The organism is Pseudomonas cistanchae (assembly GCF_054483635.1).
Genome location: NZ_JBTLWN010000005.1, coordinates 296,408 through 317,811, shown reverse-complemented (window position 1 = coordinate 317,811; position 21,404 = coordinate 296,408). Strand labels below are relative to the sequence as shown.

The window sequence follows — 21,404 nt, the reverse complement described above, 5'->3', positions numbered from 1 at the left end:
CACGACAGTTCGATGACTGTTTAATGACAGCCCGCAGCGTTCGCTATTGCTTGGCGACGCGCGAACTCAAGCCCAGATAATCGAGCAGGATATGCCCTGCCTCAGCCAGGAAGGCGTCGTCTTCAGGCTTGGTCTTTTCCGGTTCAACTGGAGTTTCGTCCTCGTCTTCTTTTTTCAGCTCGCTGAGCAGGGTCTCGCCCTTGGCCTTGCGACGGCTGTTCTCGATAGCCAGCTGCTGCTGCTCGATATCGGTTTGCTGCAGGCGGCGCTTAGCTTCGTTAAGGCTGACGCTGGTTTCGCTCATCAGCTTCTGCGCCAGCGCCAGGCGTTCGCGGGAGAAGGTGAAGTCCGGGTTTTTCGCGGTGCGGTCTTCATAGCGACTTTGCAGTTCCGCCAGGAAGGGCTTGATCGGGTCGCGCTCGGGCTTGATCGCAGGCTTGATGCTGTCCCACGGCATGGCTTCGGGCAGGGCGCTTTCACCAATTTCCTTGGTGTCCATTATGTCCGGGTACTGGATATCCGGAATCACGCCCTGGTGCTGGGTGCTTTGCCCCGATACGCGGTAGAACTTGGCCAGAGTAAGTTTCAGCTCGCCATGGTTGAGCGGTTGAATGGTCTGCACCGTGCCTTTGCCGAAGGTCTGACCGCCAAGAATCAATGCGCGGTGATAGTCCTGCATGGCACCCGCGAAAATTTCCGAGGCGGAAGCGGACAGACGATTGACCAGCACGGCCATCGGCCCGGTGTAATAGACCCCGGAATCCTCATCAGCCAGCACATCGACGCGACCGTCGCTGTTGCGTACCAGCACGGTCGGCCCCTGATCGATGAACAGCCCGGTCAACTCGGTGGCTTCCTGCAGCGAACCGCCACCGTTATTGCGCAGGTCGATGACCACGCCGTCGACCTTTTCCTTTTCCAGTTCGGTCAGCAGGCGTTTGACGTCACGGGTAGTGCTTTTGTAATTCGGATCGCCGGCCCGGAAGGCCTTGAAGTCCAGATAGAAGGCAGGGATTTCGATGATCCCCAGCTTGTAGTCACGGCCGTCGTGATTGAGTTTCAGCACCGACTTCTTCGCGGCCTGCTCCTCAAGCTTGACCGCCTCGCGGGTGATGTTCACCACCTTGCTGGTCTGATCGTTCGGCGCATTGCTGGCCGGGATCACTTCCAGGCGTACCAGCGAACCTTTCGGGCCGCGGATCAACTTGACCACTTCATCCAGACGCCAGCCGATCACATCGACGATTTCGTCGTTACCCTGGGCCACGCCGATGATCTTGTCCGCCGGGGCGATCTGCTTGCTTTTCTCCGCAGGCCCGGCCGGAACCAGGCGGACGACCTTGACGTGCTCGTTATCGTTTTGCAGCACCGCGCCGATGCCTTCCAGCGACAGGCTCATGTTGATGTCGAAGTTTTCCGCATTATCCGGCGACAGATAAGTGGTGTGCGGGTCGTACGACATGGCAAACGCATTGATGTAAGTCTGGAAGATGTCTTCGCCGCGCGTCTGCTGCAAGCGCGCCTGCTGGCTCTTGTAGCGTTTGATCAGCAGCTCCTGGATTGCCTTTGGTTCCTTGCCGGCGATTTTCAGGCGCAGCACTTCATCCTTCACCCGCTTGCGCCACAAATCGTCCAGTGCGGCGACGTCTTTGGCCCAGGGCGCGTCCTCACGCTCAATCAGCAGACTTTCATCAACGTTGAAGTCGATCTTGTCGACGCCTTTTTCCAGCATGGCGAGAGCGAACTCCAGGCGCCCCTGCAAACGCTCGAGATGGCGCTTGTAGATGATGAAGCCCGGCTCGAGATTGCCGTTCTTGAGAAAGTCGTCGAACTGGGTCTTCCACTGGTCGAACTCGGCGATATCGCCGGCAGTGAAGTAGCTGCGCGACGGGTCGAGCATCTTCAGATAACCGTCGTAAATCTTTGCCGCGCGCGCATCGTTCAACGGGGGCTTGTTGTAGTGGTGGCGATTGAGCAATTCGACCACGTTGAGGCTGGCGATGACCTGCTCGCGATCAGGCTGCAGGTACTCCCACGGATCAGCACTGGTGGTTTTCGCCGACACCGGCAGAGCGCTTGACGCAACGCTCAGGGCGAGAAGGGTGGCAAACAGGGATCGCTTCAAGCTGATTCGACGCAGGGGCAATTGATAACGCATATTAGGCCATCTGTAAGGGCGCCAGGTTCCATCGGCGCAATGCAAAAGCCCAGCGGTCACGCCGGGCTCGGTTTAACTGCACTATGGAGGCAGCGTGAAGGCATTGCAAGGCGTTGAAGGGCGTGCGGAATGGGCAGAACAGCCTGTCCCCGCCTGTGATGTAGGGGAAATCCGCATTCGCGTGGCGGCTGCTGGATTAAATCGTGCCGACTTGTTGCAGCGGGCCGGGCTGTATCCGCCACCGCCAGGCGCCAGCCCAATTCTGGGCCTGGAGTGCGCCGGGGTTGTCAGCGAAGTGGGCGCCGGTTGCGACTGGAAAGTAGGCGATCGAGTGTGCGCGCTGCTCGCCGGCGGCGGCATGGCCGAGCAGGTGGTGATCGATGCGCGGCACGCGCTGCCGATTCCGGACGGGGTGTCCCTGCATGAAGCGGCGGCCCTGCCGGAAGTGTATGCAACCGCATGGCTGAATCTGTTTCAGCTGGGTGCGCTCACGCCTGGCGAAAAGGTTTTGCTGCATGCCGGCGCCAGCGGCGTCGGTTCGGCTGCCATCCAGCTGTGCAAAGCGTTTGGCAACCCGTGCTGGGTCAGCGTCGGTTCGGCTGACCGGCTCGCCTATTGCGAAAGCCTGGGCGCCCAGGGCGGCGCGCTGCGCGGTGACGATGGCCTGCAGGCGCTGCGCGACTTCGCTCCGTTTGATGTGATCCTCGATCCGGTGGGCGGCAACTACGCTGCGCTCAATCTGCAGCTGCTCGCCCTTGATGGTCGCTGGGTGAATATCGGTTTGATGGGTGGGCGCCAGGCCGAGCTGGACATGGCGCTGCTGCTTGCCAAGCGTGCACAGCTGACCGGTTCGACCTTGCGCAATCGCGATGATCAGTTCAAGGCGGATTTGCTGCGTGATCTGCAGCAGCATGTCTGGCCGCTATTTGCCGAGGGTCGGTTGCGGCCTCAGTTGCAAGGCACCTATCCGGTGAAGGACGCCGAAGCAGCTTTTGCAGCGCTTGCAAGTAACCAGATCAATGGCAAGCTGGTGCTGGTCATAGATGACAGCCTCAGCTAGGCGGTGCAGCTAACTGGCAAGCTTTGCTTCACGCGCCGCTAAATGGCTGATTTTGAAATTGTTTGTGCAGGTACGATTGAGCCGGCTTATCAATGCCATGGCTTCAATCAATAAGATTCCTTGCCGAAGTGCGGTAGGATTCTTCGGGTCAAGTTTTCCATCACCCTTTTCATCACCCCCAAGGAGCGTCTAGATGTCTCTCATCAATACTCAAGTTCAACCGTTCAAGGTCAACGCTTTCCACAATGGCAAATTCATCGAAGTCACCGAGCAGTCCCTGAAGGGCAAGTGGTCGGTTCTGATCTTCATGCCGGCAGCCTTCACATTCAACTGCCCGACCGAGATCGAAGATGCCGCCAACAACTACGCCGAGTTCCAGAAGGCGGGCACCGAGGTGTACATCGTCACCACCGATACCCACTTCTCGCACAAGGTCTGGCACGAAACTTCCCCGGCCGTTGGCAAGGCTCAGTTCCCGCTGATCGGCGATCCCACCCACGTGCTGACCAACGCTTTCGGTGTGCACATCGCTGAAGAAGGTCTGGCACTGCGTGGCACCTTCCTGATCAACCCGGAAGGCGTGATCAAGACCGTGGAAATCCACTCCAACGAAATCGCCCGCGACGTATCCGAGACCCTGCGCAAGCTGAAGGCCGCTCAGTACACCGCCAGCCACCCAGGCGAAGTCTGCCCGGCCAAGTGGAAGGAAGGCGAGAAGACTCTGGCTCCTTCGCTGGACCTGGTCGGCAAGATCTAAAACACTCGGGAGCCGCCGCGGATTCCGCCCGCCCGGTTCCTCCAGTGTCATCTGCTGATCCACGCGCTTAAGGGGTTGTAACCCGGCCCTTCTAGTGCCCGACGCCCGGGCGCGATCCGTCCGGGCGTTTTTGTTCCTGAATTTTGTCAATGGGATACCTGAATCATGCTGGACGCCACGCTTAAAGCCCAATTACAGGCCTATCTGGAAAAGGTCACTCAGCCGTTCGAGATCGTCGCGTCCCTTGATGACAGCGACAAATCCCGTGAGCTCAGTGGTCTGCTGCACGACATCGTCGGCCTGACCGACAAGATCACCCTGCGTGAAGACGGCAGCGACATCCGCAAGCCGTCGTTCTCGCTCAATCGTCCCGGTGCGGATATCGGCCTACGTTTTGCCGGCATTCCCATGGGCCATGAATTCACCTCGCTAGTGTTGGCGCTGCTGCAAGTCGGTGGCCACCCCTCCAAGCTTGATGCCGACGTGATCGAACAGGTCAAGGGCATCCAGGGCCAGTTCAGCTTTGAAACCTACTTCTCGCTGTCCTGCCAGAACTGCCCGGACGTAGTCCAGGCGCTGAACCTGATGGCAGTGCTCAACCCGAACATCCGCCACGTGGCCATCGACGGCGCGTTGTTCCAAGGCGAAGTCGAAGAGCGGCAGATCATGTCGGTGCCGAGCATTTACCTGAACGGCGAGTTGTTCAGCCAGGGCCGCATGGGTGTGGAAGAAATTCTCGCCAAGATCGACACCGGCGCCAGCGCTCGCGATGCCGAAAAGCTCAACGCCAAGGAAGCCTTCGACGTGCTGGTGGTGGGCGGTGGCCCAGCCGGTGCTGCGGCAGCAATCTACGCCGCGCGCAAGGGCATCCGTACGGGTGTGGCAGCTGAACGCTTCGGCGGCCAGGTGCTGGACACCATGGCCATCGAGAACTTCATATCGGTGCAGGAAACCGAGGGGCCGAAGCTGGCCCGCGCTCTGGAAGAACACGTCAGGCAGTACGACGTCGACATCATGAACCTGCAGCGCGCCAGCGCGATCGTACCCGCCAAGGAGGCCGGCGGCCTGCATGAGGTGACGTTCGAAAGCGGCGCTTCGCTGAAGGCCAAGACGCTGATTCTCGCCACCGGCGCACGCTGGAGGGAGATGAACGTGCCGGGCGAGCAGGAATACCGCGGCAAGGGCGTGGCCTACTGCCCGCATTGCGATGGCCCGTTGTTCAAGGGAAAGCGTGTGGCGGTGATTGGTGGCGGCAACTCCGGTGTCGAGGCGGCGATCGACCTGGCTGGCATCGTTGCCCATGTCACGCTGCTCGAATTCGACAGCCAGCTGCGTGCCGATGCCGTGCTGCAAAAGAAGCTGCACAGCCTGCCGAACGTCACCGTCATCACCAGCGCGCTGACCAGCGAAGTGAAAGGCGACGGGCAGAAGGTTAGCGGTCTGGTCTACAAGGACCGCAACTCGGACGCCTTCAACGACATCGAGCTGGAAGGCATCTTCGTGCAGATCGGCCTGCTGCCGAACTCCGACTGGCTCAAGGGCACCGTTGAGTTGAGCAACCGTGGCGAAATCATCGTCGATGCGCGTGGCGAAACCTCGCTGCCGGGGATCTTCGCGGCGGGCGACGTCACCACGGTGCCGTACAAGCAGATCGTGATTGCGGTCGGCGAAGGGGCCAAGGCATCGCTGAGCGCGTTCGATCACCTGATCCGCTCGTAGTCAGGCGATAACCCAGCGAACAGCCTGCAAAGGCTGTTCGCTTTTTTATGGGCGTGCGTTGAGCGGCAGCGGCTCCGGTGCAACGCGCATCAGCGCGACCAGGGTTTTGCTGCGCTGGTAGCGCAACAGGCGTTGCTGTAGCTCGGCGGGCAACCCCAGCGCGGGTAGAAAATCCACGCGCCGATAGAATTCGCTCAGCTGCGGATGGCAGAACAGCCAGACCGGCGCTGTTGTTTCGGCCAGCGCATGCTCGACCAGTGCTCGGGCCAGGCCCTGACCGCGGGCATCAGGCGCGACCAGCAGACCGGTCAACCAGTGGCCACCGGCTATAACGCGCAGGCACAGCGCTGCGGCAATTTCCCCATGCTCGGCAACCCAAACCTGATCGTCCGCGTGGGCGCGCATCGGGCTGCGGTGGGCTCGGTAGAACTTGTTCGCGAGGGGGCGAAGCGGGGCGGGTAGACAGCGAACACGCAAATCGGTCATGGCGGGCAAATCGGCTATCGCATCTGCACAGGCATGGCCCGTGCAGATGCGGCTATGGTCAGTGACTGCCGAGCAAACCTTTGTCAGGTTGCTTGCCCTTTTTTGCCAGGCGCTTTTCCTGCAAGGTTTTCAGCGGTTTTTTCTTGTCCTGCTTTTTCGAGTCCATACCTTTGCTCATGATCGTTGCCTCGATAGATGCTGCATGGTTGATGCCTATAGGTGTGGCTTGTCCGCATCTTCACCTCCTCGAGCACATGGCGTCGGTGTTTTGCCAGTCTACGCCTGCTTAGGCAAAAGCTGCCGGATTTGCCCGGCATGTCGCGCATTTTGCTGCGCGCAGGCCTTCGACTGGTTAACAGTTCACTGGCAAAAACCGCCGTTAACGGTGACATCACGCGGCTGGAATCGCATCATGGGCCAATTGTGTGGTCGTAGGTGGTTAGCGCGGCCGTTCTCCAGGTTACAGAAGCCAGTCGATGACCTTGATTGAAAAAACACTGATATACGCCGGAAAAAGCGTCACGGGCCGGGTACGCGGGCATAACGAGGATGCGTTGTTGTGCCGCCCGGAGCTGAACTTGTGGGCCGTTGCCGACGGCATGGGCGGCCACGAGTGTGGCGAGGTCGCCAGTGCGCTGGCGTTGGAAACTCTGCACCGGGCCTGCGCCGAAGGCGCTGCGCTGGTGGAAGCGGTCCATGCGGCCAACAATGCGATTCTCGATGCTGCTGCGCACAACACTCAGGGCCGCGGCATGGGTACCACCCTGGTGGCGGTGCAGTTCATTGGCACTGAGTTCGAGATCGCCTGGGTCGGCGACAGCCGTGCCTACCGCGTCAATGTCGACCATATCGAGCCGCTGACCAGCGACCACAGCTGGGTGCAAACCATGATCGACGCCGGCGAAATGAGCGTCGAAACTGCGCGCAGTCATCCTCAGCGCAACGTCATCCTGCAATGCCTCGGCCGCGACGATCAGGCGCTCGAGGTGAGCGTCAAACGCGGCAGCTTGGGTGCCCACGAGTTGCTCCTGCTATGCAGCGACGGCCTGACCGGCGAGCTGGACGACCGGCAAATCCATGAAATCTGCAGCACTGCCCACACCCTCGACGATCTGGTCGCTGAACTGATTGGGCTGGCCAATCGAATGGGCGGCAAAGACAATATCTCCTGTATCGTGCTCGGGCGTAGCGCCACCCAGCCCAGCGAAGGTGCCAGGCCGCGCGGCTTCTTCCGGCGCTTATTCAACCCCAAGCCCTAATCTGATGTGCGCCAATCCATGACTGAACAGTTGCTTACGATTCCCGGTTACAAAGTGCACGCTCGCATTGGTCAAGGCGGCATGGCCGAAGTGTTCCTGGCTACCCAGGAATCGCTGCATCGCAAGGTGGCGGTAAAGGTTCTGCTGAGCGCCAACGACCAGGCGTTTAGCCAGCGATTCATCAAGGAAGGCCACATCGTCGCCTCCCTGCATCACCCCTCCATCATCACCATTCACGACATCAACCAGCTGTTGGACGGCCGTTATTACCTGGCCATGGAATTCGTTCCCGGCGGTGATCTGGCGCGGCACCGGGGCGAGATTTTCGAACCGCAGCGGGCGTTGCGCATTGTTCATCAGATCGCCAGCGGCCTCGCTGTGGTGCATGACAAAGGCCTGGTGCACCGCGACATCAAGCCGGCCAATATCCTGTTTCGCGACGACGGCACGGCTGTCATCACCGACTTCGGCGTGGCCAAGGAGGTCGAACTCGGCCAGGACCTCACTCAGATCGGAATCGCCGTCGGCAGCCCGGCCTACAGCAGCCCCGAGCAGGCGCAGTGCCAGCCGCTGGATGCGCGCAGCGATATCTACAGCCTGGGCGTCATCCTCCTGGAAATGCTCACTGGCAATAACCCCTACCGGGGCGCCAGCTATCCGCAGACCGTCATGAACCATATCCAGATGGCGCTGCCGATCCTGCCGGCGCATTTGCAGAGCTACCAATGGCTGCTCAATCGCATGCTGGCGAAAGACCCCGACGAGCGTTTCAGCGACTGCAAAGTGCTGCTCGCCAGCCTCGACGAGCTGTACGAGCAGGACCCCGACAACACCCGTGTCGCGCCGGCAGTGCTGCTGGCCAAACCGCAGCGTGGCGGTGTCGCGAGCAAGGGGCGGCGTTTTCTCTGGCTGTGGCTGCTGCTCGGCATGTTGGTATTCGGCGGCGCGTCCACGGCCGGCTACTACGCTTACCAGCAAAAGCAGATAACCGATTACCTGGCTGTCGCGGAGCAACGCCTTGCCGAGGGCAAGCTGCTCGAACCGACCCAAGATAACGCCGACTACTTTTTCCGCCAGGCGTTGTTGCTTGATGCCGACAATCCCCAGGCGCTGGACGGGCTCAATCGCGTCCTGCAAGCGCGGATCAATGGTTATCTGGAACTGGCAGAGCAGCGCATGACAACCGATCAGTTGCTGCTGCCCGAAGATGACAGCGCCACGTATTACTACCGCCAGGTTCTGGCCTGGGAGCCGGAAAACCTGCTTGCGCTGGCCGGCATCAACCGGGTCGCGCAGCGGTTCGTCGAGCAGACGGAGAGCGCCTACAAGCGTCGTGAGTTCGCGTTGGCGCTCGAGTACATCAAGCATGGCCTCGAAGTGGAACCGGCAAATGAGCAGCTGCTGCAACTTTACGACGATCACGAACGTCGAAGCCGTGTGGCACAGGTGCGTCGTGCTCCCGCCAAGGCGCGCAGCGGTTCTACCAGCTCAGCGCAACAGCAGACGAGCACGCAGAACCCAATCAAGCGCCTGTGGAACAACATATTCAAGAATTGAGTGGCGCACATGCCGCTTGCTGGCAGCTCACGCTCGGCCAGGCAAGCTGCTGGAGCGCCTAGCTGTGGACCGGCCTGCCATCAGGCCGTGGGCTTTGCATCACTGATTGAGGTATGCGCCGTATGCTCAGGATTCACTTCAACGACAACCGCCAGGCTCCTATCTGGCTTGTCGACGAACGCTTCACCATTGGCCAGGACACTCGTAACAGCCTGGTCCTGCCCGATGCCGGCATCGGCCCGTTCCATGCCGAAATCCGCCAGGATCATGGTTTTTACTACCTCACCGACTTCGGTAGCCAGACCGGCACCTACGTCAATGATGAGCGCGTCGGCGCACGGTTCCAGATCCGCGCGGGGGATCGTGTTCGACTCGGCGCGGTGGAGCTGCTGTTCGTCGACCCTGCCAAGAGCAAGACCAAGACCGACAGCGCGCCGCGGTGGTTTCTGCAAGTCGTCAAGGGCGAGCATGAAGGCAAGAAATTTCACATCAACGGTTCGATGACGTTCGGCCGCTCGGTCAAGTGTGACCTGTGTTTCAGCGATATGGAGCTTTCCCGCCGGCATTGCGAGTTCTACCTCAAGGACGATGTGCTGGAGGTCAAGGACCTGGCGTCGGCCAATGGTGTACTGGTCAACCAGCAGCGGGTGAACACGGCGGTGCTTCAGCCCGGCGACCAGCTCAAGCTCGGCTCGGTGACCTTGCTGGTGATTGGGCCAAAAGTCACGGTGGCAGAAGCGGAAGACGAAGACGCCACGGTATTCATGCGTGCCATCGATCTACCCAAGCCATCATCCGCACCCGCACCCGCACCCGCACCCGCACCCGCACCCGCTCCGGTTTCGGCATCGCCGGCCCCGGTATTACGCCAAGCAGCCGAAACGCCCGTACCACAACCGGCTGTTAGCCAGCCGCTGGTACGTGCCAATCCGATGCGCAGTGCAGCGCAGGCTAATCCGATGCATACCCCTGAAGCCGAGGCGGGCGGCGAGTCGGCGCTTGGGCGGTTGATCATGCCGGTGATTTCGGTGCTGCTGCTTGGGGCGGCTGCTGTGCTGGGTATCTACTGGCTTTAAGCGGCGAATAATCCGCTCTTTACCCGCGCAGCGGGCAGGGCGGTCTCTTAGCACGGTCAGTGTGATGAATGGGGCCTAGGACGGAGTCGGTGCTGATCCCGCCCGCAGGAACTGCCCGAAGCCACGGGTTTTGCCCAGGCCTTCGGCGAACTCAGCATTCTCGAACGCCAGTTGGCCGTTGATCAGCACGGCGTCCACTGCCTCGCCACGGTTGACCATACGCTGCAAACCGCCAAAGGCTTCCATCGGCGCCTCCTGATAAGCCGCCAGGGACTCGTCCAGCCGGGTGGGGTCGATGATCACCAGGTCGGCCCGCGCGCCTTCGTACAGCCGGCCGGCATCGATCCCGAACCATTCGCCCAACTCGCCGGTCAGGCGCCAGATCGCCGTTTCCACCGGCATCACCGCTTGCCCACGCAGCGAGGCGTCACGTACCAGTTTCAGCAGGCGCAGGCCGAAGTTGTAGAAAGCCATGTTGCGGATATGCGCGCCCGAGTCGGCAAAGCCAATCAGGGTGCTGCTTTCGCACACCAGTTTCTCGACTATCTCGGGGCGATGGTTAGCGATCATCGTGCGCCAGCGCAGGCGAGGCCCGTGGGCTACTAGCAGGTCGAGAAACAGATCGGCAGGGTGCTCGCCACGGGTCGTGGCCAGTTCGCCAACGCTTTTACCAATCACGCTGCGATCCGGGCAGTCAACTATCCAGGCATCGTCGAAATCGCGGTGCCAGACACGCGGGCCGAATTTCTTCTCCACATCCTGGCGAAAGCGCAGTCGATAAGCCGGGTTCTGGAACAGCTCGCTGCGCAAATCATGATTGGCCAGGTGCAGGGCGGCCTGGCCCGCGGGAAATTCCTCGAACACTACGAACTCCATGCCGTCGGCATAGGTTTCGAACGGCACCGGCAGCGTCTGCCAGCGGAAATCCGCACGGGTCAGACGATTGATCCAGCGCGTCAAAGGGCCGAGCAGCGATGCCAGCCAAGGGTCGGCTTTCACATCCATCAAGGTGATCAGGGTGGTTTTCAGCGGTTTTCGCCACCCCCAGCCCATGCTGTCCCAAAGAAACGCCAGCACGTTGAACTTGGTGACCAGATTCGGCGCGCCCTGATGAATGCGTCCTCGGCGGCGCAGGACCTTGTTCAAGCGCGCGTATTCAGTCCATGGCGCATACACCGACGGCAGCGACTTGGAGCGCTGACGCTCGCCGTCAAGCTTGTCCCAGGGATTGGTCATGCTCGACAGCCCAAGCAGCCCTTCGTCCAGCGCCTCCTCCAGCAAGCACTGCATGCGCTGCAGCTCGTCTTCGCTAGGGCGCACGCTGGCGTCTACCGCACGCTCCAGACCCAGCACGGCAACGCGCAGGTCGGAATGGCCGAGAAACGAGCAGATATTTGGCCCCAGCGGATGCCGGTCGAGGAAATCGGCAAATTCACTGGCGCTGTTCCAGGTTTTGCGCGCATTCAATAGCGGCAGTACGTGTTCGCGCGGCACCGACTCGACGCGGGTAAACAAGTCCGAGCAGTCCTCCGGGCTGGACAGCACCATGCTGATCGAACAGCTGCCGATCATCACCGTCGTCACGCCGTGGCGTACCGATTCCTTCAGCGCGGGCGCTGCCACCAGTTCTGCGTCGTAGTGGGTGTGGATGTCGATAAACCCCGGCGTTACCCAGCGCGCCGCCGCATCTATCACCTTGCAGCAATCTGCTTCATCCAGCGGCGTGGCGCTGATGCGCAGCAGTTTGCCGTCGCGAATGCCAAGGTGGCGAATCACCCCTGGGGCGCCACTGCCATCGAAGAACAGTCCGTTTTTGATCAGCACATCGAACATCAGCGCACTCCAGTCATGTGGGTGGCTGAAGCCTAGACGGCGGTGGCGGGGAGGGTGGTGTCGAAAGTGCACAAGCCTGCGCCGATTCGGTCAGGCCATGCGTGCGCATTGCCCGATTAAGATGGCGGCGCGAGAGTCAGTACTGGAACCAGCCGCTGCTGGCTCTTCGTGGTAGCTGTCTGAACGCAGCTACCCTTTGCTGCATCGCTAACGGGCGTGTAACAGCCGCTCGGCAGCTTGCAGCGCGCCCATTCGCTGGGCAGCCTGCAGCGGCGTCAGGCCGGCATTGTCGTGGCTTTGAGGATCGGCACCATGGGCCAGTAGCAGGTCGATGACCTTGGTGTTGTTGAACATGGCGGCCATCATCAACGCGGTTTTGCCGTCTGGCGTTGCGCCTTCCACATCCGCGCCGTTTTCCAGCAGCAGTTGCAGCATCTCCAGATTGCCCTTGAAGGCCGCGCCGGCCAGCGGCGTTTGCCCGCTGTTGTTACGCAGATCGGGGTCGGCGTGGTGTTTCAGCAGAACTTCAACCACATCGAGATGGCCGTGGTAAGCGGCCAACATCAACAGGCTGTCACCCTTGTGGTTGCGCATATTGACCGGTAAGCCGTGGTCCAGCATGGCGCCCAGGGTTTTCGCATCGCCGTTGCGCGCCAAATCGAAAACCTTGTGGGCAAACGCCAGGGTTTCTTCGTCCAGTGCGGTCTCGTTGTCGCCGATATGCATAGTCAATGCGCTCATGGAGTCCTCCTTGAATGTCGTGGGTATCGCCTAGCCTTGGCCGGGGAGCATAGCCTTGATGATCTACCAGGGCCGATTGGCATTTTCGATTAGGTTCATAAGCGAGGCGATCGTTCCGTAGGCGCTATTGACACGCGACATGCGGCACATCTGGCTCGTAGCCCAGTATGTTGACGTAGTTCGCGCTGTTCGCTGGCAAAAGCTGCCGTAGGCCACCACATAGGCGGGGGAAGAATTGTTAGATGGCGTTATGAGAAGGGAGGCAGCCGCCCGATGATCAGGCGGCTTTGTACAGGAGGTGCTTAGTGCTTGCCGGAGAACGCGCTGGTCTTGCTGAACGGGGCGCTTTGCGTGTCGACCTTGACCGCCATCAGCGGTGAATTGTTCACCCAGACATCGTCGATCACGATGGTTTGTCCGGGGTGGTCGTTGTCGGCGGCGACGAGCAGGTAATAGATGCCGTCTTCCGGTGCCTCGCCGTCCCAGCTTAGGCTGATCTGGCCAACCACCGCCGCGGCGCGTGAGGGTTTGTGGGCGATCACCGAACCATAGGCATCAAGCAGCATCGCGCGCGGTTTCAGCGCAACCTTGTTGAACCGCGTACACGGCGCGTTGCAAAGCGAGTTGACATTGAGGGTATAGCGCTCGCCCTTCTTCAGGGTCAGGGAAAACACCCGGTAATTGGAAATCGAGCTGCCGAAATCCAGGCGCGGCTCATCGGCGCTGATTGGCCAGTGGTCGGCTAGCAGGCCCGGTGTCAGGGGCAGGGGAATCGCATCGGTATTGTGAATGGCCTCAAGCGCACTCTTGGCGAAGGGGCTTTTACCGGCCTTGACCGAATGCTCGTATACCGTCTGCTGACTGCCTGCACATGCGCCGAGCAGTAGGCAGGCGGCCAAGATAAGAAATTTGTGCATGGTGATGGCTCCTGACTGCAACATCCTTGTTTTCGCACCGACCTGCTGGCGCGACGGCGCGCGATTCTACCCGTTTTACAATCTTTCGGGTGATATCAATGTGCCTGTTCGAGGTCCGGTCCGTGGAAGTGCCGGGCTGCGCTGCTGATCAGCGCGGCCCTTGGCGCACAGGTTTTGTTATATCTAGCGCCTGACGATCAGCCGGAAAGCCCGACGTAGACATTCTGTACGTCATCGTGGGCGTCGATGGCCTCGAGGAAAGCTTCGACTTCTTCCATCTGTGTGTCGGTCAGGTTATTGATCGGATTTTTTGGCCGATAGCCCAGGTGCGCCGATTGCACGGTGAATCCTTGCTCGGGAAGGGCGCGGCACACGGCGTCGAGGTCGGTCAGTTCAGTGATGAACAGCGTGTTGCCTTCGTCGGCTGGTTCGAAGTCCTGCGCGCCGGCTTCGATGGCCGCCAGCTCCGGATCGGCATCGCCTTCTGGCGTTGCCTCGATCAGGCCGACATGGTCGAAGTCCCAGGTGACCGATCCGGATGCGCCCATCTGGCCCTTGCGGAATAGGACGCGAACCTCGGCTACGGTGCGGTTGATATTGTCGGTCAGGCACTCGACGATCACAGGAACCTGGTGGGGGGCGAAGCCTTCATAAGTCGCACGTTCGAAGTGCACGTTTTCGCCCAGCAGACCGGCGCCTTTCTTGATGGCACGCTCGAGCGTGTCCTTGGGCATCGAGGCCTTTTTCGCCTGATGCACGGCCAGGCGCAGCTTGGGGTTCATATCCGGATCGGCGCCGTTACGCGCAGCAATCATGATTTCTTTTACCAGCCGGCCAAAGATCTTACCCCTGGCGTTCGCTGCGGCTTCTTTCGGCTTGGCTTTCCATTGTGCGCCCATGGCTGTTCTCTGCTCGTGCGATTGATCGAGTCCTCCGGCGTGCGCGAATCGCGACGTGGCGGAGATGAAAGTAGGGGGCGGATTTTAGTCGGTCTGCGCCGCGCTGGCACCAGTAATTCAATGGTCGTTCTGTTGCGTGAGTCCTGGCTGGAAAAAAAACAATCGCAGCCTCTAGCCCGCTGATGCAGTGGCTAGTCCACGCCGGCCTGAGCCTGGGCGGGTTGCGCAGTCTCGGTAAAGGCCGGCGTTGCGAGGAGTTCATTGACCACGCTAAGGGCCTTGTCCATGGACGGATAACCGCTTTTGGCAACGTCCAGCCCTGCGTATTGCTCGCGGTATTGCTCGGCTTTCGCAGGGTCGGCTTCGCTCACCAGGTAGGGTTCGGCATACATCTTGTGCAGCATCGCGATGGCATAGGGATGGCGCTGATTCGCCGCGTCCTCCAGTAATTCGAGTACCTCCTCGACCTGCGGCCCTTCCCGTACCTTGAGAATCGCCCGGTAAAACGTAGCCTCGCCACGTTTGTCCTGACTCTCGGCGCGATCGAGCAGGGCACTTGCCAGTTCGTGATTTTCCAGGGCGCCCGAGGCGATCAGCAGTTTGGCCTGCAACATGTCGTTCTGCTGCAGCAATTGCGCATCGCGACAGGCGTCGCTCATCGGGTCCTCGCACGGCTTGGATGCGCAGCCGAGCAACACGCCCAGTGCGAACAGTGCCGTGCTCAGTCGGTAACTACCCATGTTCTGCCCTCGCGTTAAACCTGATGTATCGACACGCGCAAGCGGTCAGGGTTCGCCGCGCAACCGAGCGGTTGCAACGGACATTGGGTTGAGACATTGGGTTGAACTGACTTCAGGCTGCAGCGCTCTACTCCGGTACAGCGCGCGGCCTTATCAGGCTAAGCCATCCAGCCAATGCCACCTGACGGAGATCACCATGGAATTGTCCAATAAAGACCTGGGCACGTTGTTCGAGCAATTGGGTCTGCCATCCGATCCTGCCAGCATCGATGCCTTTATCGCCCGGCACTATCCCTTGCCGGATCACGTCAAGGTTTCCGAGGCGCCATTCTGGAGCGATGCCCAGGGCGCGTTCCTCAAAGAGGAATTGCTGGACGACGCTGAATGGGCGCCCATCGTGGACGAACTCAACGTGCGCCTGCATGAAAACAAGACGGCCTGACCCTGAGCGATGGATGCAAACGCGGGCACACGGTGACGATGCCCGCGGTGGCTTGTAGTCTTATGTCCCCGGCGGTTAAGTTGCCTGCCGCTTGGTAATCGCCAGAGCCCGCGTTAGGCTCGCGGTTCCTGGGTACGGCAGAGACAGCAGCGATGCAGCAACCGGTGAACTTCAAATGCAAGATTTCCCGCCAACGACCCCATGGCAAGGGCCAGGTTGGGGTGACCGCGGTTGACGACGATCTGAGCGCCCTGGTCGATCAGTTCGAAAGCGACCGCGGGCGCATCATCAACAGCGCGGCGGTGCGCCGGCTGCAGCAGAAAACCCAAGTATTCCCCCTTGAGCGCAACGCGGCAGTGCGTAGCCGCCTTACCCATTCGCTTGAAGTGCAGCAAACCGGGCGCTTCATCGTGCGCACGCTGTACAAGCAGCTCGGCGCGCAGGCGGCCGATTATGGGTTGGATGGGCTCGAAGGCGCGCTGGAAAGCCTGGTGGAAATGACCTGCCTGATGCACGACATCGGCAACCCGCCGTTCGGGCACTTCGGCGAATTCGCCATTGGCGAGTGGTTCGCGCGTGGGCTCGACGAGGCGTTTGCCGCCGCGGTTGCAGCGGACCAAGGCGACGGCGAGTTGCGCGAGCGCATGCTGCGCGACCTGAAAAGTTTCGAAGGCAATGCCCAGGCGGTGCGGCTGGTGGTCAGCCTGCTGCGCCTCAATCTGACCTACACCCAGACCGCGGGCCTGCTTAAGTACCTGCGTCCGGCGTACCAGGCCAAGCCGCAACAGGATGCGCCCGGCGCCTACCTGAACAAGAAACCCGGTTTCTACCTGGCCGAAGAAGGCTATATCACCGACCTGCGCGCGGCGCTCGACCTGCAGCCAGGTACGCGTCACCCTGTCGCTTACATCATGGAAGCGGCCGACGACATTTCCTATTGCCTGGCCGACATCGAAGATTCGGTCGAGAAAGGCATCCTCAGCGTCGAGCGGCTGGCCCAGTTGCTGGTCGATAAATTCGCTCAGCATCAGTCACCCGATGCCTGCATCCCCGGCAAGAAACAGTCCTTTCGCGAGCTGGTGAGTTATGCGCTGAAACGTTCCCAGGAAGAGCCGATCAACAAAGTCAGCGAGTTTTTCATCTGGCTGCGGGTGAACATGATTCACCCGCTGGTGCAGCATGCCGCCCAGCAGTTCATCGACAACATCGAGGCGGTGTATCACGGCACGCTGGACCGTGCGCTGCTGGAAGATCAGAGCCTGCCCCACGCCATCGTGCAGACGTTCAAGGACGTCGCTATGGAGCGGGTCTTCTGCGACCGTGAGGTGGAAACCCTGCAGCTGCAGGGCTACCGCATTCTGCAAGGCCTGCTGGACTTCTATGCGCCGTTGCTCAAGGCCAGCCCAGCCACGTTCGTGGCGTTGACCGCAGGCACTTGCCGCAGTGCACCGCATCTGCAGATGCTGGCGCGGCGCTTGCCGAGCCAACTGGTCAAGGCTTACCACGAAGCGCTGACAACCGTCCCCGAAGGCTCGCCAGACCGGGCGCTGTGGGAGTTCTATCACCGCTGCCGGATGCTGCAGGACTTCATCAGCGGCATGACCGACCAGCATGCCCACGACGAATACCGGGCATTGTCGGCGATCTAGGCCAGGCGCACCCGGCTACAGGTTACGGGCTGCGGGCTACAGGTTGTGCCAGATCAACTGGATGCCCGCGAGCAGCATGCCCACGCGGGCGATCCGGTAGAACCAGGTGTGATTGACCCGCGACTGCAACCACAAACCGGTCCACACGCCGAACGGCACCACGGGCGCGAGCATCAGGCTGGTCAGCAGATTGTCGCGGGTGAACTGGCCAAGCGCGGCATAGGGCACCAGTTTGATCGCGTTGGTCAGCAGGAAGAACATATTGATGGTGGCGACGTAGCGCAGCTTGTCCAGTTGCTGTGGCAGCAGGTGCATCATGACCGGCGGGCCGCCGGCATGGGCAACGAAGCTGGTGAAGCCGGCCACGGACGACAACGCCAATCCACGGCCCTTGTGCAACGGGCGCGGCGTCTGACTGTTGCTCAGCAGTCCGAGTATCACGAACGAAACCGCGATCAGCCCCATCAGCAAGCCGATCAATCGCTCGTCGAGCAACTCGAACGTCAGCGAGCCGATACCGATGCCGATCAGCGCACCGGGCATCATGACTTTCAGGTTGGCTATGTCCCACTTGCGAAAGTACGCTTTCAGGCCCACCACGTCGGCCAGGCAGAGAATCGGCAGCATGATTGCCACCGCCTGTTTCGGCGACGTCGCCAGCGCCAGCAGGGGAACCGCGATACCGCCGAGCGCGCCGCCAAAACCGCCTTTGGACAGTCCGGTCAGAAAGATCGCGGGGATGGCGAAGAGCAACAGGTCGGACAGGTTCATACAGGGGCTGCGTCGGCAAAGGCCGCAGGTTAGCAGAAGCGTGCCGCGATCAGCCCGCTTGAGCTAAACGTTTTGCCAATGTGCCTGTCCCCTGCATAGTGCGTTTAAGCTGAGCCAATGAACGGTCACCAAAAGGATTCCTCCATGCACGCAACACCGCCCAACCAAGACCTTGATCTCGAAGCCCGCTACCTGTGTGCCAAAACCATTGCCCGCGAGGCGGCCCAGCGCGGCATGGACTATTACCAGCGCCGCGCCAGCTTGCGGGTAACGCACAAGGGCCAGGACATGCAGGATGTGGTCAGCATCGCCGACAAGGAAGTCGAGGACTTCATCCGGGTCGAGCTGCTGCGGCGCTTTCCCGAAGACGGCTTTCTCGGTGAAGAGGGCGGCAGCGCCGATCTCGATGCGCGCTGCGTCTGGGTGATCGATCCGATTGACGGCACCAGCTGTTTCGTCAACGGCCTGCATAACTGGTGCGTGTCGATCGGCTTGCTGGTCGATGGCCAGCCGATGCTCGGCGCCATCGCCGACCCCAATCACAACGAGCTGTTCCACGGCCGCCGTGGCCATGGCGCGTTCGTCAACGACACGCCGCTCAAGGTGCATGGCGCCCAGCATGTGCGCGAAGGGGTGATGGGGGCGGGCACCACCCACCGCCGCGGCAAGGAAAACTTCCTCCCCTTCGTGACGGGTCTGCTGGCCGAGGGCGGCATGTTCTTTCGCAACGGCTCCGGCGCCTTGATGACGGCCTACGTCGCTGCCGGCCGCCTGATCGCCTATTACGAAACCCATCTGAAGAGCTGGGACTGCCTGGCTGGCGTGGTGCTGGTGGAGGAAGCCGGTGGGCGCATGAATGACTTCTTTCGCAACGACGGCCTGCTCAATGGCAACCCGTTCCTGGTGGCCTGCCCTGGGGTTTATCAGCAGATCGAAGGGCTGATCGGCCCCTCGCTGGATGGCGACGACTAGCTCTGCGCGACTGTATGGGCAATTTGCCGAGCGACTGTATGTAGAGCGCGTCGCACAGGGCCGGTCTAATGCAGCCTTATCCGCCCGGGAGGCCGTATGGCGCCGAAGGATTTGCTGCTGGCCCTGGTGGTGATTGTCGTCTGGGGTTTGAACTTTGTGGTGATCAAGGTCGGCCTGGATGGCATGCCGCCGATGCTGCTCGGCGCGCTGCGTTTCATCCTCGCGGCGTTTCCGGCCATCCTCTTCGTCAGGCGCCCGCAGATCCCGCTGCGCTGGCTGCTGGCGTACGGCCTGACCATTTCCCTGGGGCAATTCGCCTTTCTGTTTTCCGCCATGGCCGTTGGCATGCCCGCCGGCCTGGCGTCGCTGGTGCTGCAATCCCAGGCGTTCTTCACCCTGTTTTTCGCCGCGCTGTTTCTCGGCGAACGGCTGCGCATGGCCAACCTGCTGGGGTTAGTGGTCGCTGCCGCCGGCCTTGCGCTGATCGGCCTGCAGGGCGAGCGCACGCTGACGATTGCCGGCTTCGCCCTGACCATCGCCGCTGCGGCCATGTGGGCGCTGGGCAACGTCATCACGCGCACGCTGGGCAAGGTCGACCTGATGGGGTTGGTGGTGTGGGGCAGTCTGATTCCGCCGCTGCCGTTCCTGGCACTGTCCTGGCTGATCGAGGGGCCGCAGGCGATCGAATCCGCGCTGCGTGGCTTTAACCTGGAGGCACTGCTGGTGCTGGCGTACCTGGCGTTCGGCGCCACCCTGCTGGGTTATGGCCTGTGGAGCCGCTTGTTGTCGCGCTACCCGGCCAGCCAGGTCGCGCCATTCTCGCTGCTGGTACCGGTGGTCGGGCTGACGTCCTCGGCCCTGCTGCTCGACGAACACCTGAACGGTGCTCAGCTGTTCGGCGCGCTGCTGGTACTGGCCGGTTTGCTGGTGAATGTCGGCGGTGCCTGGCTGGATCGCCGCTCAAGGGCGCGCGCAGCCTGATCTGCTCAGCGCTTACCCATGGACCGGCGGGTTCCGTTGGGCGCCGGGCCGATTTTTTTCTCATGCGCCGACTTGTTGCGCTTCTGGTGCCAGGGCTGGTCGTCGTGCTTGCCAGCTGCTGCGGCAGCGGCTGAAAACAGCGAAACAAAACCGCCGGCTGATTTTTTCGGCGTTGCCGGTGCGCTGTCGAGGGTCGATGCGCTTTCGGCGGTCGCAGCCGGAGGCGTGGGAGAGGTCATGGGAAGTCCGCGAGTGCGAGTGGAAAAAGTGGGGCGCCAGTATACCTGGCTAATCACATCTGGCTAATCGACCCGTCAGGTTCCGTTGATTATGCAGCCGTCGGTGCGAGTCGCATCCCGTGCTGGCTGCACCACGACCAGCAGCCTTTGGGCGGCTGCCGCGAGCAATTACGCCAGGGCGTTGTCCATCGTTTACACCGCACGATTGGAGAACCTGTATGGCCCGCAAACATTTCGCTGAATTTGAAGCTATTTCCTCGGCCGTTCCAGCAGAGGACGCCTTCGAAGCCGTTATCGCCGTCAAACGTCGGGGGAGTGACGAGAAGGCGCACATCCATCGGGTGGCCAACGGGCACCGCTATGACCTGGTGTCGGAAGCCGACACTGCGGCTGAAGCGGCGCTGACCAAGGTCGTGGAAATCAGCGATGAGGGAAATCTGATCTGGGAACCGAACGCCATCTAGCGTTGATGCCGAGGTACCCCGTGAACGGGTGGAGCAGGGCGGAAACACGCGCCGCCCTGTCACACCTGAAGCCGCTTGATGCCACCGACTCGCCATCAGGCGCTGGCCGGTTTGACCTAGTCCCGCAGTTCGGCCGGCACGTTGCCGCCATGTTCGGCCAGTTGGCGCATCACGGCGCGGTGCAGCCACATGTTCATCTGAGCCGAATCCGCCATCTTGTCGGATGGGCAATGCAGCTCTTGCGCCAGGCTCTTGCGCGATTCCAGGCTGCTGTCCAGCTCGAGCAGTTTCAGCAGATCGACGATCGAGGTGCGCCAGTTCAATTTTTCAGGGTGGGTGCTGGTCATGCCGTCCAGCTTGGCCGGAATGTCCACCGCGGGCGTGTCGGTACCCGACATGGGGCTCGGTCCGGTGGTCGCGTTGTGTGCTGCAGTGGGCGCTTGGGAATTGAGCGCTGGCTCGGTCGCGCTGCGCTGCATGTCGATGGTCGGGGTCTGGCTGTCGTCGGTGAATCCGAGTTTCTGCTTGATCAAGCTGAACAGGCTCATGGGGAGTTCCTCGTGGGTGAAAGACGCAAGGTTGGACCCCAGTCGGCGCGCTGCCATTCGACTCCGTAGGTCGGAAGCTCCCCCGGCGGCGCTGAACCTTTACCTTGGGTTTACCTGCGCCTGACCTCCGTTGACA

General features: G+C 61.2%; 21 protein-coding genes. 11 read left to right on the top strand and 10 right to left on the bottom strand.

The features are described from left to right. Window positions 1–43: 43 nt before the first annotated feature. Window positions 44–2,125, bottom strand: a complete 2,082-nt coding sequence (locus tag ACX0MV_RS15830) for a carboxy terminal-processing peptidase (RefSeq protein ID WP_458983470.1) — start codon at window positions 2,123–2,125, stop codon at window positions 44–46. 127 nt (window positions 2,126–2,252) lie between these two features. Between ACX0MV_RS15830 and ACX0MV_RS15825 the strand changes: the two genes are divergently transcribed. From ACX0MV_RS15825 to ahpF, 3 genes are all read left to right on the top strand, one after another. Next, window positions 2,253–3,218: a zinc-binding dehydrogenase gene (locus ACX0MV_RS15825; RefSeq protein WP_458983469.1), complete on the top strand. Its 966-nt coding sequence runs from the start codon at window positions 2,253–2,255 to the stop codon at window positions 3,216–3,218. 193 nt (window positions 3,219–3,411) lie between these two features. Continuing rightward, the gene (gene ahpC / locus ACX0MV_RS15820; protein ID WP_458983468.1) at window positions 3,412–3,975 is read left to right on the top strand and encodes an alkyl hydroperoxide reductase subunit C; all 564 of its coding nucleotides are present in this window, start codon (window positions 3,412–3,414) and stop codon (window positions 3,973–3,975) included. Between the two features lie 165 nt (window positions 3,976–4,140). Then, a complete protein-coding gene (gene ahpF, locus ACX0MV_RS15815) occupies window positions 4,141–5,694 on the top strand; it encodes an alkyl hydroperoxide reductase subunit F (RefSeq protein WP_458983467.1) in 1,554 nt (517 codons plus the stop codon). 45 nt (window positions 5,695–5,739) lie between these two features. On the opposite strand, the gene ACX0MV_RS15810 is transcribed toward ahpF, so the two are convergent. Continuing rightward, window positions 5,740–6,180: a GNAT family N-acetyltransferase gene (locus ACX0MV_RS15810; RefSeq protein ID WP_458983466.1), complete on the bottom strand. Its 441-nt coding sequence runs from the start codon at window positions 6,178–6,180 to the stop codon at window positions 5,740–5,742. Between the two features lie 476 nt (window positions 6,181–6,656). On the opposite strand from ACX0MV_RS15810, the gene ACX0MV_RS15805 reads away from it, so the two are divergent. The 3 genes from ACX0MV_RS15805 (at window position 6,657) to ACX0MV_RS15795 (ending at window position 10,072) form a co-directional block, all read left to right on the top strand. Further along, a complete protein-coding gene (locus ACX0MV_RS15805; protein WP_458983465.1) occupies window positions 6,657–7,439 on the top strand; it encodes a PP2C family protein-serine/threonine phosphatase in 783 nt (260 codons plus the stop codon). Window positions 7,440–7,457: 18 nt separating this feature from the next. Next, window positions 7,458–8,996, top strand: a complete 1,539-nt coding sequence (locus ACX0MV_RS15800) for a serine/threonine-protein kinase (protein ID WP_458983464.1) — start codon at window positions 7,458–7,460, stop codon at window positions 8,994–8,996. A 122-nt stretch (window positions 8,997–9,118) separates the two neighbouring features. After that, the gene (locus tag ACX0MV_RS15795; protein ID WP_458983463.1) at window positions 9,119–10,072 is read left to right on the top strand and encodes an FHA domain-containing protein; all 954 of its coding nucleotides are present in this window, start codon (window positions 9,119–9,121) and stop codon (window positions 10,070–10,072) included. 75 nt (window positions 10,073–10,147) lie between these two features. Here ACX0MV_RS15795 and ACX0MV_RS15790 read toward each other — a convergent pair whose 3' ends face one another. The 5 genes from ACX0MV_RS15790 to ACX0MV_RS15770 all read right to left on the bottom strand — a co-directional run bounded on the left by ACX0MV_RS15790 (window position 10,148) and on the right by ACX0MV_RS15770 (window position 15,202). Then, on the bottom strand, window positions 10,148–11,905 hold the full coding sequence (locus ACX0MV_RS15790; RefSeq protein ID WP_458983462.1) for an N-acyl-D-amino-acid deacylase family protein: 1,758 nt from the start codon (window positions 11,903–11,905) through the stop codon (window positions 10,148–10,150). A gap of 207 nt (window positions 11,906–12,112) precedes the next feature. Next, window positions 12,113–12,646: an ankyrin repeat domain-containing protein gene (locus tag ACX0MV_RS15785; RefSeq protein WP_458983461.1), complete on the bottom strand. Its 534-nt coding sequence runs from the start codon at window positions 12,644–12,646 to the stop codon at window positions 12,113–12,115. Between the two features lie 302 nt (window positions 12,647–12,948). Next, window positions 12,949–13,563, bottom strand: a complete 615-nt coding sequence (locus tag ACX0MV_RS15780; protein ID WP_458983460.1) for a hypothetical protein — start codon at window positions 13,561–13,563, stop codon at window positions 12,949–12,951. 197 nt (window positions 13,564–13,760) lie between these two features. Then, the gene (locus tag ACX0MV_RS15775; RefSeq protein WP_458983459.1) at window positions 13,761–14,462 is read right to left on the bottom strand and encodes a YebC/PmpR family DNA-binding transcriptional regulator; all 702 of its coding nucleotides are present in this window, start codon (window positions 14,460–14,462) and stop codon (window positions 13,761–13,763) included. 191 nt (window positions 14,463–14,653) lie between these two features. Beyond that, complete coding sequence (locus ACX0MV_RS15770; RefSeq protein WP_458983458.1) at window positions 14,654–15,202, bottom strand: hypothetical protein; 549 nt, start codon at window positions 15,200–15,202, stop codon at window positions 14,654–14,656. A gap of 196 nt (window positions 15,203–15,398) precedes the next feature. Here ACX0MV_RS15770 and ACX0MV_RS15765 point away from each other — a divergent pair, with 196 nt between their 5' ends. Further along, the gene (locus ACX0MV_RS15765) at window positions 15,399–15,644 is read left to right on the top strand and encodes a DUF2789 domain-containing protein (protein ID WP_458983457.1); all 246 of its coding nucleotides are present in this window, start codon (window positions 15,399–15,401) and stop codon (window positions 15,642–15,644) included. Between the two features lie 152 nt (window positions 15,645–15,796). Beyond that, complete coding sequence (dgt, locus tag ACX0MV_RS15760) at window positions 15,797–17,293, top strand: dGTPase (RefSeq protein ID WP_458983456.1); 1,497 nt, start codon at window positions 15,797–15,799, stop codon at window positions 17,291–17,293. A gap of 36 nt (window positions 17,294–17,329) precedes the next feature. Here the strand turns inward: dgt and ACX0MV_RS15755 are convergent, their stop codons facing one another. Beyond that, window positions 17,330–18,064: a sulfite exporter TauE/SafE family protein gene (locus ACX0MV_RS15755; RefSeq protein ID WP_458983455.1), complete on the bottom strand. Its 735-nt coding sequence runs from the start codon at window positions 18,062–18,064 to the stop codon at window positions 17,330–17,332. 144 nt (window positions 18,065–18,208) lie between these two features. Here ACX0MV_RS15755 and ACX0MV_RS15750 point away from each other — a divergent pair, with 144 nt between their 5' ends. Together ACX0MV_RS15750 and ACX0MV_RS15745 are read left to right on the top strand one after the other, a co-directional pair. Continuing rightward, window positions 18,209–19,036, top strand: a complete 828-nt coding sequence (locus tag ACX0MV_RS15750; RefSeq protein ID WP_458983454.1) for an inositol monophosphatase family protein — start codon at window positions 18,209–18,211, stop codon at window positions 19,034–19,036. Between the two features lie 96 nt (window positions 19,037–19,132). Next, entirely contained in the window at window positions 19,133–20,017 is an 885-nt protein-coding gene (locus ACX0MV_RS15745) for an EamA family transporter (protein WP_458983453.1), read from the top strand. 5 nt (window positions 20,018–20,022) lie between these two features. On the opposite strand, the gene ACX0MV_RS15740 is transcribed toward ACX0MV_RS15745, so the two are convergent. Next, complete coding sequence (locus ACX0MV_RS15740) at window positions 20,023–20,256, bottom strand: hypothetical protein (protein WP_458983452.1); 234 nt, start codon at window positions 20,254–20,256, stop codon at window positions 20,023–20,025. A gap of 218 nt (window positions 20,257–20,474) precedes the next feature. Between ACX0MV_RS15740 and ACX0MV_RS15735 the strand changes: the two genes are divergently transcribed. Next, window positions 20,475–20,720: a hypothetical protein gene (locus ACX0MV_RS15735; RefSeq protein ID WP_458983451.1), complete on the top strand. Its 246-nt coding sequence runs from the start codon at window positions 20,475–20,477 to the stop codon at window positions 20,718–20,720. A gap of 116 nt (window positions 20,721–20,836) precedes the next feature. On the opposite strand, the gene ACX0MV_RS15730 is transcribed toward ACX0MV_RS15735, so the two are convergent. Next, window positions 20,837–21,268 carry a DUF3597 domain-containing protein gene (locus ACX0MV_RS15730; protein ID WP_458983450.1) on the bottom strand — a complete coding sequence of 144 codons (432 nt, stop codon included), beginning with the start codon at window positions 21,266–21,268 and terminating at the stop codon, window positions 20,837–20,839. Window positions 21,269–21,404: the final 136 nt, after the last annotated feature.

What these genes read in the sequence shown, in the direction of transcription:
- ahpC (WP_458983468.1), top strand. Translation starts at nt 3,412, where the DNA reads ATGTCTCTCATCAATACTCAAGTTCAACCGTTCAAGGTCAACGCTTTC.
- ahpF (WP_458983467.1), top strand. Translation starts at nt 4,141, where the DNA reads ATGCTGGACGCCACGCTTAAAGCCCAATTACAGGCCTATCTGGAAAAG.
- ACX0MV_RS15810 (WP_458983466.1), bottom strand. Translation starts at nt 6,180, where the DNA reads ATGACCGATTTGCGTGTTCGCTGTCTACCCGCCCCGCTTCGCCCCCTC.
- ACX0MV_RS15805 (WP_458983465.1), top strand. Translation starts at nt 6,657, where the DNA reads ATGACCTTGATTGAAAAAACACTGATATACGCCGGAAAAAGCGTCACG.
- ACX0MV_RS15800 (WP_458983464.1), top strand. Translation starts at nt 7,458, where the DNA reads ATGACTGAACAGTTGCTTACGATTCCCGGTTACAAAGTGCACGCTCGC.
- ACX0MV_RS15795 (WP_458983463.1), top strand. Translation starts at nt 9,119, where the DNA reads ATGCTCAGGATTCACTTCAACGACAACCGCCAGGCTCCTATCTGGCTT.
- ACX0MV_RS15790 (WP_458983462.1), bottom strand. Translation starts at nt 11,905, where the DNA reads ATGTTCGATGTGCTGATCAAAAACGGACTGTTCTTCGATGGCAGTGGC.
- ACX0MV_RS15785 (WP_458983461.1), bottom strand. Translation starts at nt 12,646, where the DNA reads ATGAGCGCATTGACTATGCATATCGGCGACAACGAGACCGCACTGGAC.
- ACX0MV_RS15780 (WP_458983460.1), bottom strand. Translation starts at nt 13,563, where the DNA reads ATGCACAAATTTCTTATCTTGGCCGCCTGCCTACTGCTCGGCGCATGT.
- ACX0MV_RS15775 (WP_458983459.1), bottom strand. Translation starts at nt 14,462, where the DNA reads ATGGGCGCACAATGGAAAGCCAAGCCGAAAGAAGCCGCAGCGAACGCC.
- ACX0MV_RS15770 (WP_458983458.1), bottom strand. Translation starts at nt 15,202, where the DNA reads ATGGGTAGTTACCGACTGAGCACGGCACTGTTCGCACTGGGCGTGTTG.
- ACX0MV_RS15765 (WP_458983457.1), top strand. Translation starts at nt 15,399, where the DNA reads ATGGAATTGTCCAATAAAGACCTGGGCACGTTGTTCGAGCAATTGGGT.
- dgt (WP_458983456.1), top strand. Translation starts at nt 15,797, where the DNA reads ATGCAGCAACCGGTGAACTTCAAATGCAAGATTTCCCGCCAACGACCC.
- ACX0MV_RS15755 (WP_458983455.1), bottom strand. Translation starts at nt 18,064, where the DNA reads ATGAACCTGTCCGACCTGTTGCTCTTCGCCATCCCCGCGATCTTTCTG.
- ACX0MV_RS15750 (WP_458983454.1), top strand. Translation starts at nt 18,209, where the DNA reads ATGCACGCAACACCGCCCAACCAAGACCTTGATCTCGAAGCCCGCTAC.
- ACX0MV_RS15745 (WP_458983453.1), top strand. Translation starts at nt 19,133, where the DNA reads ATGGCGCCGAAGGATTTGCTGCTGGCCCTGGTGGTGATTGTCGTCTGG.
- ACX0MV_RS15740 (WP_458983452.1), bottom strand. Translation starts at nt 20,256, where the DNA reads ATGACCTCTCCCACGCCTCCGGCTGCGACCGCCGAAAGCGCATCGACC.
- ACX0MV_RS15735 (WP_458983451.1), top strand. Translation starts at nt 20,475, where the DNA reads ATGGCCCGCAAACATTTCGCTGAATTTGAAGCTATTTCCTCGGCCGTT.
- ACX0MV_RS15730 (WP_458983450.1), bottom strand. Translation starts at nt 21,268, where the DNA reads ATGAGCCTGTTCAGCTTGATCAAGCAGAAACTCGGATTCACCGACGAC.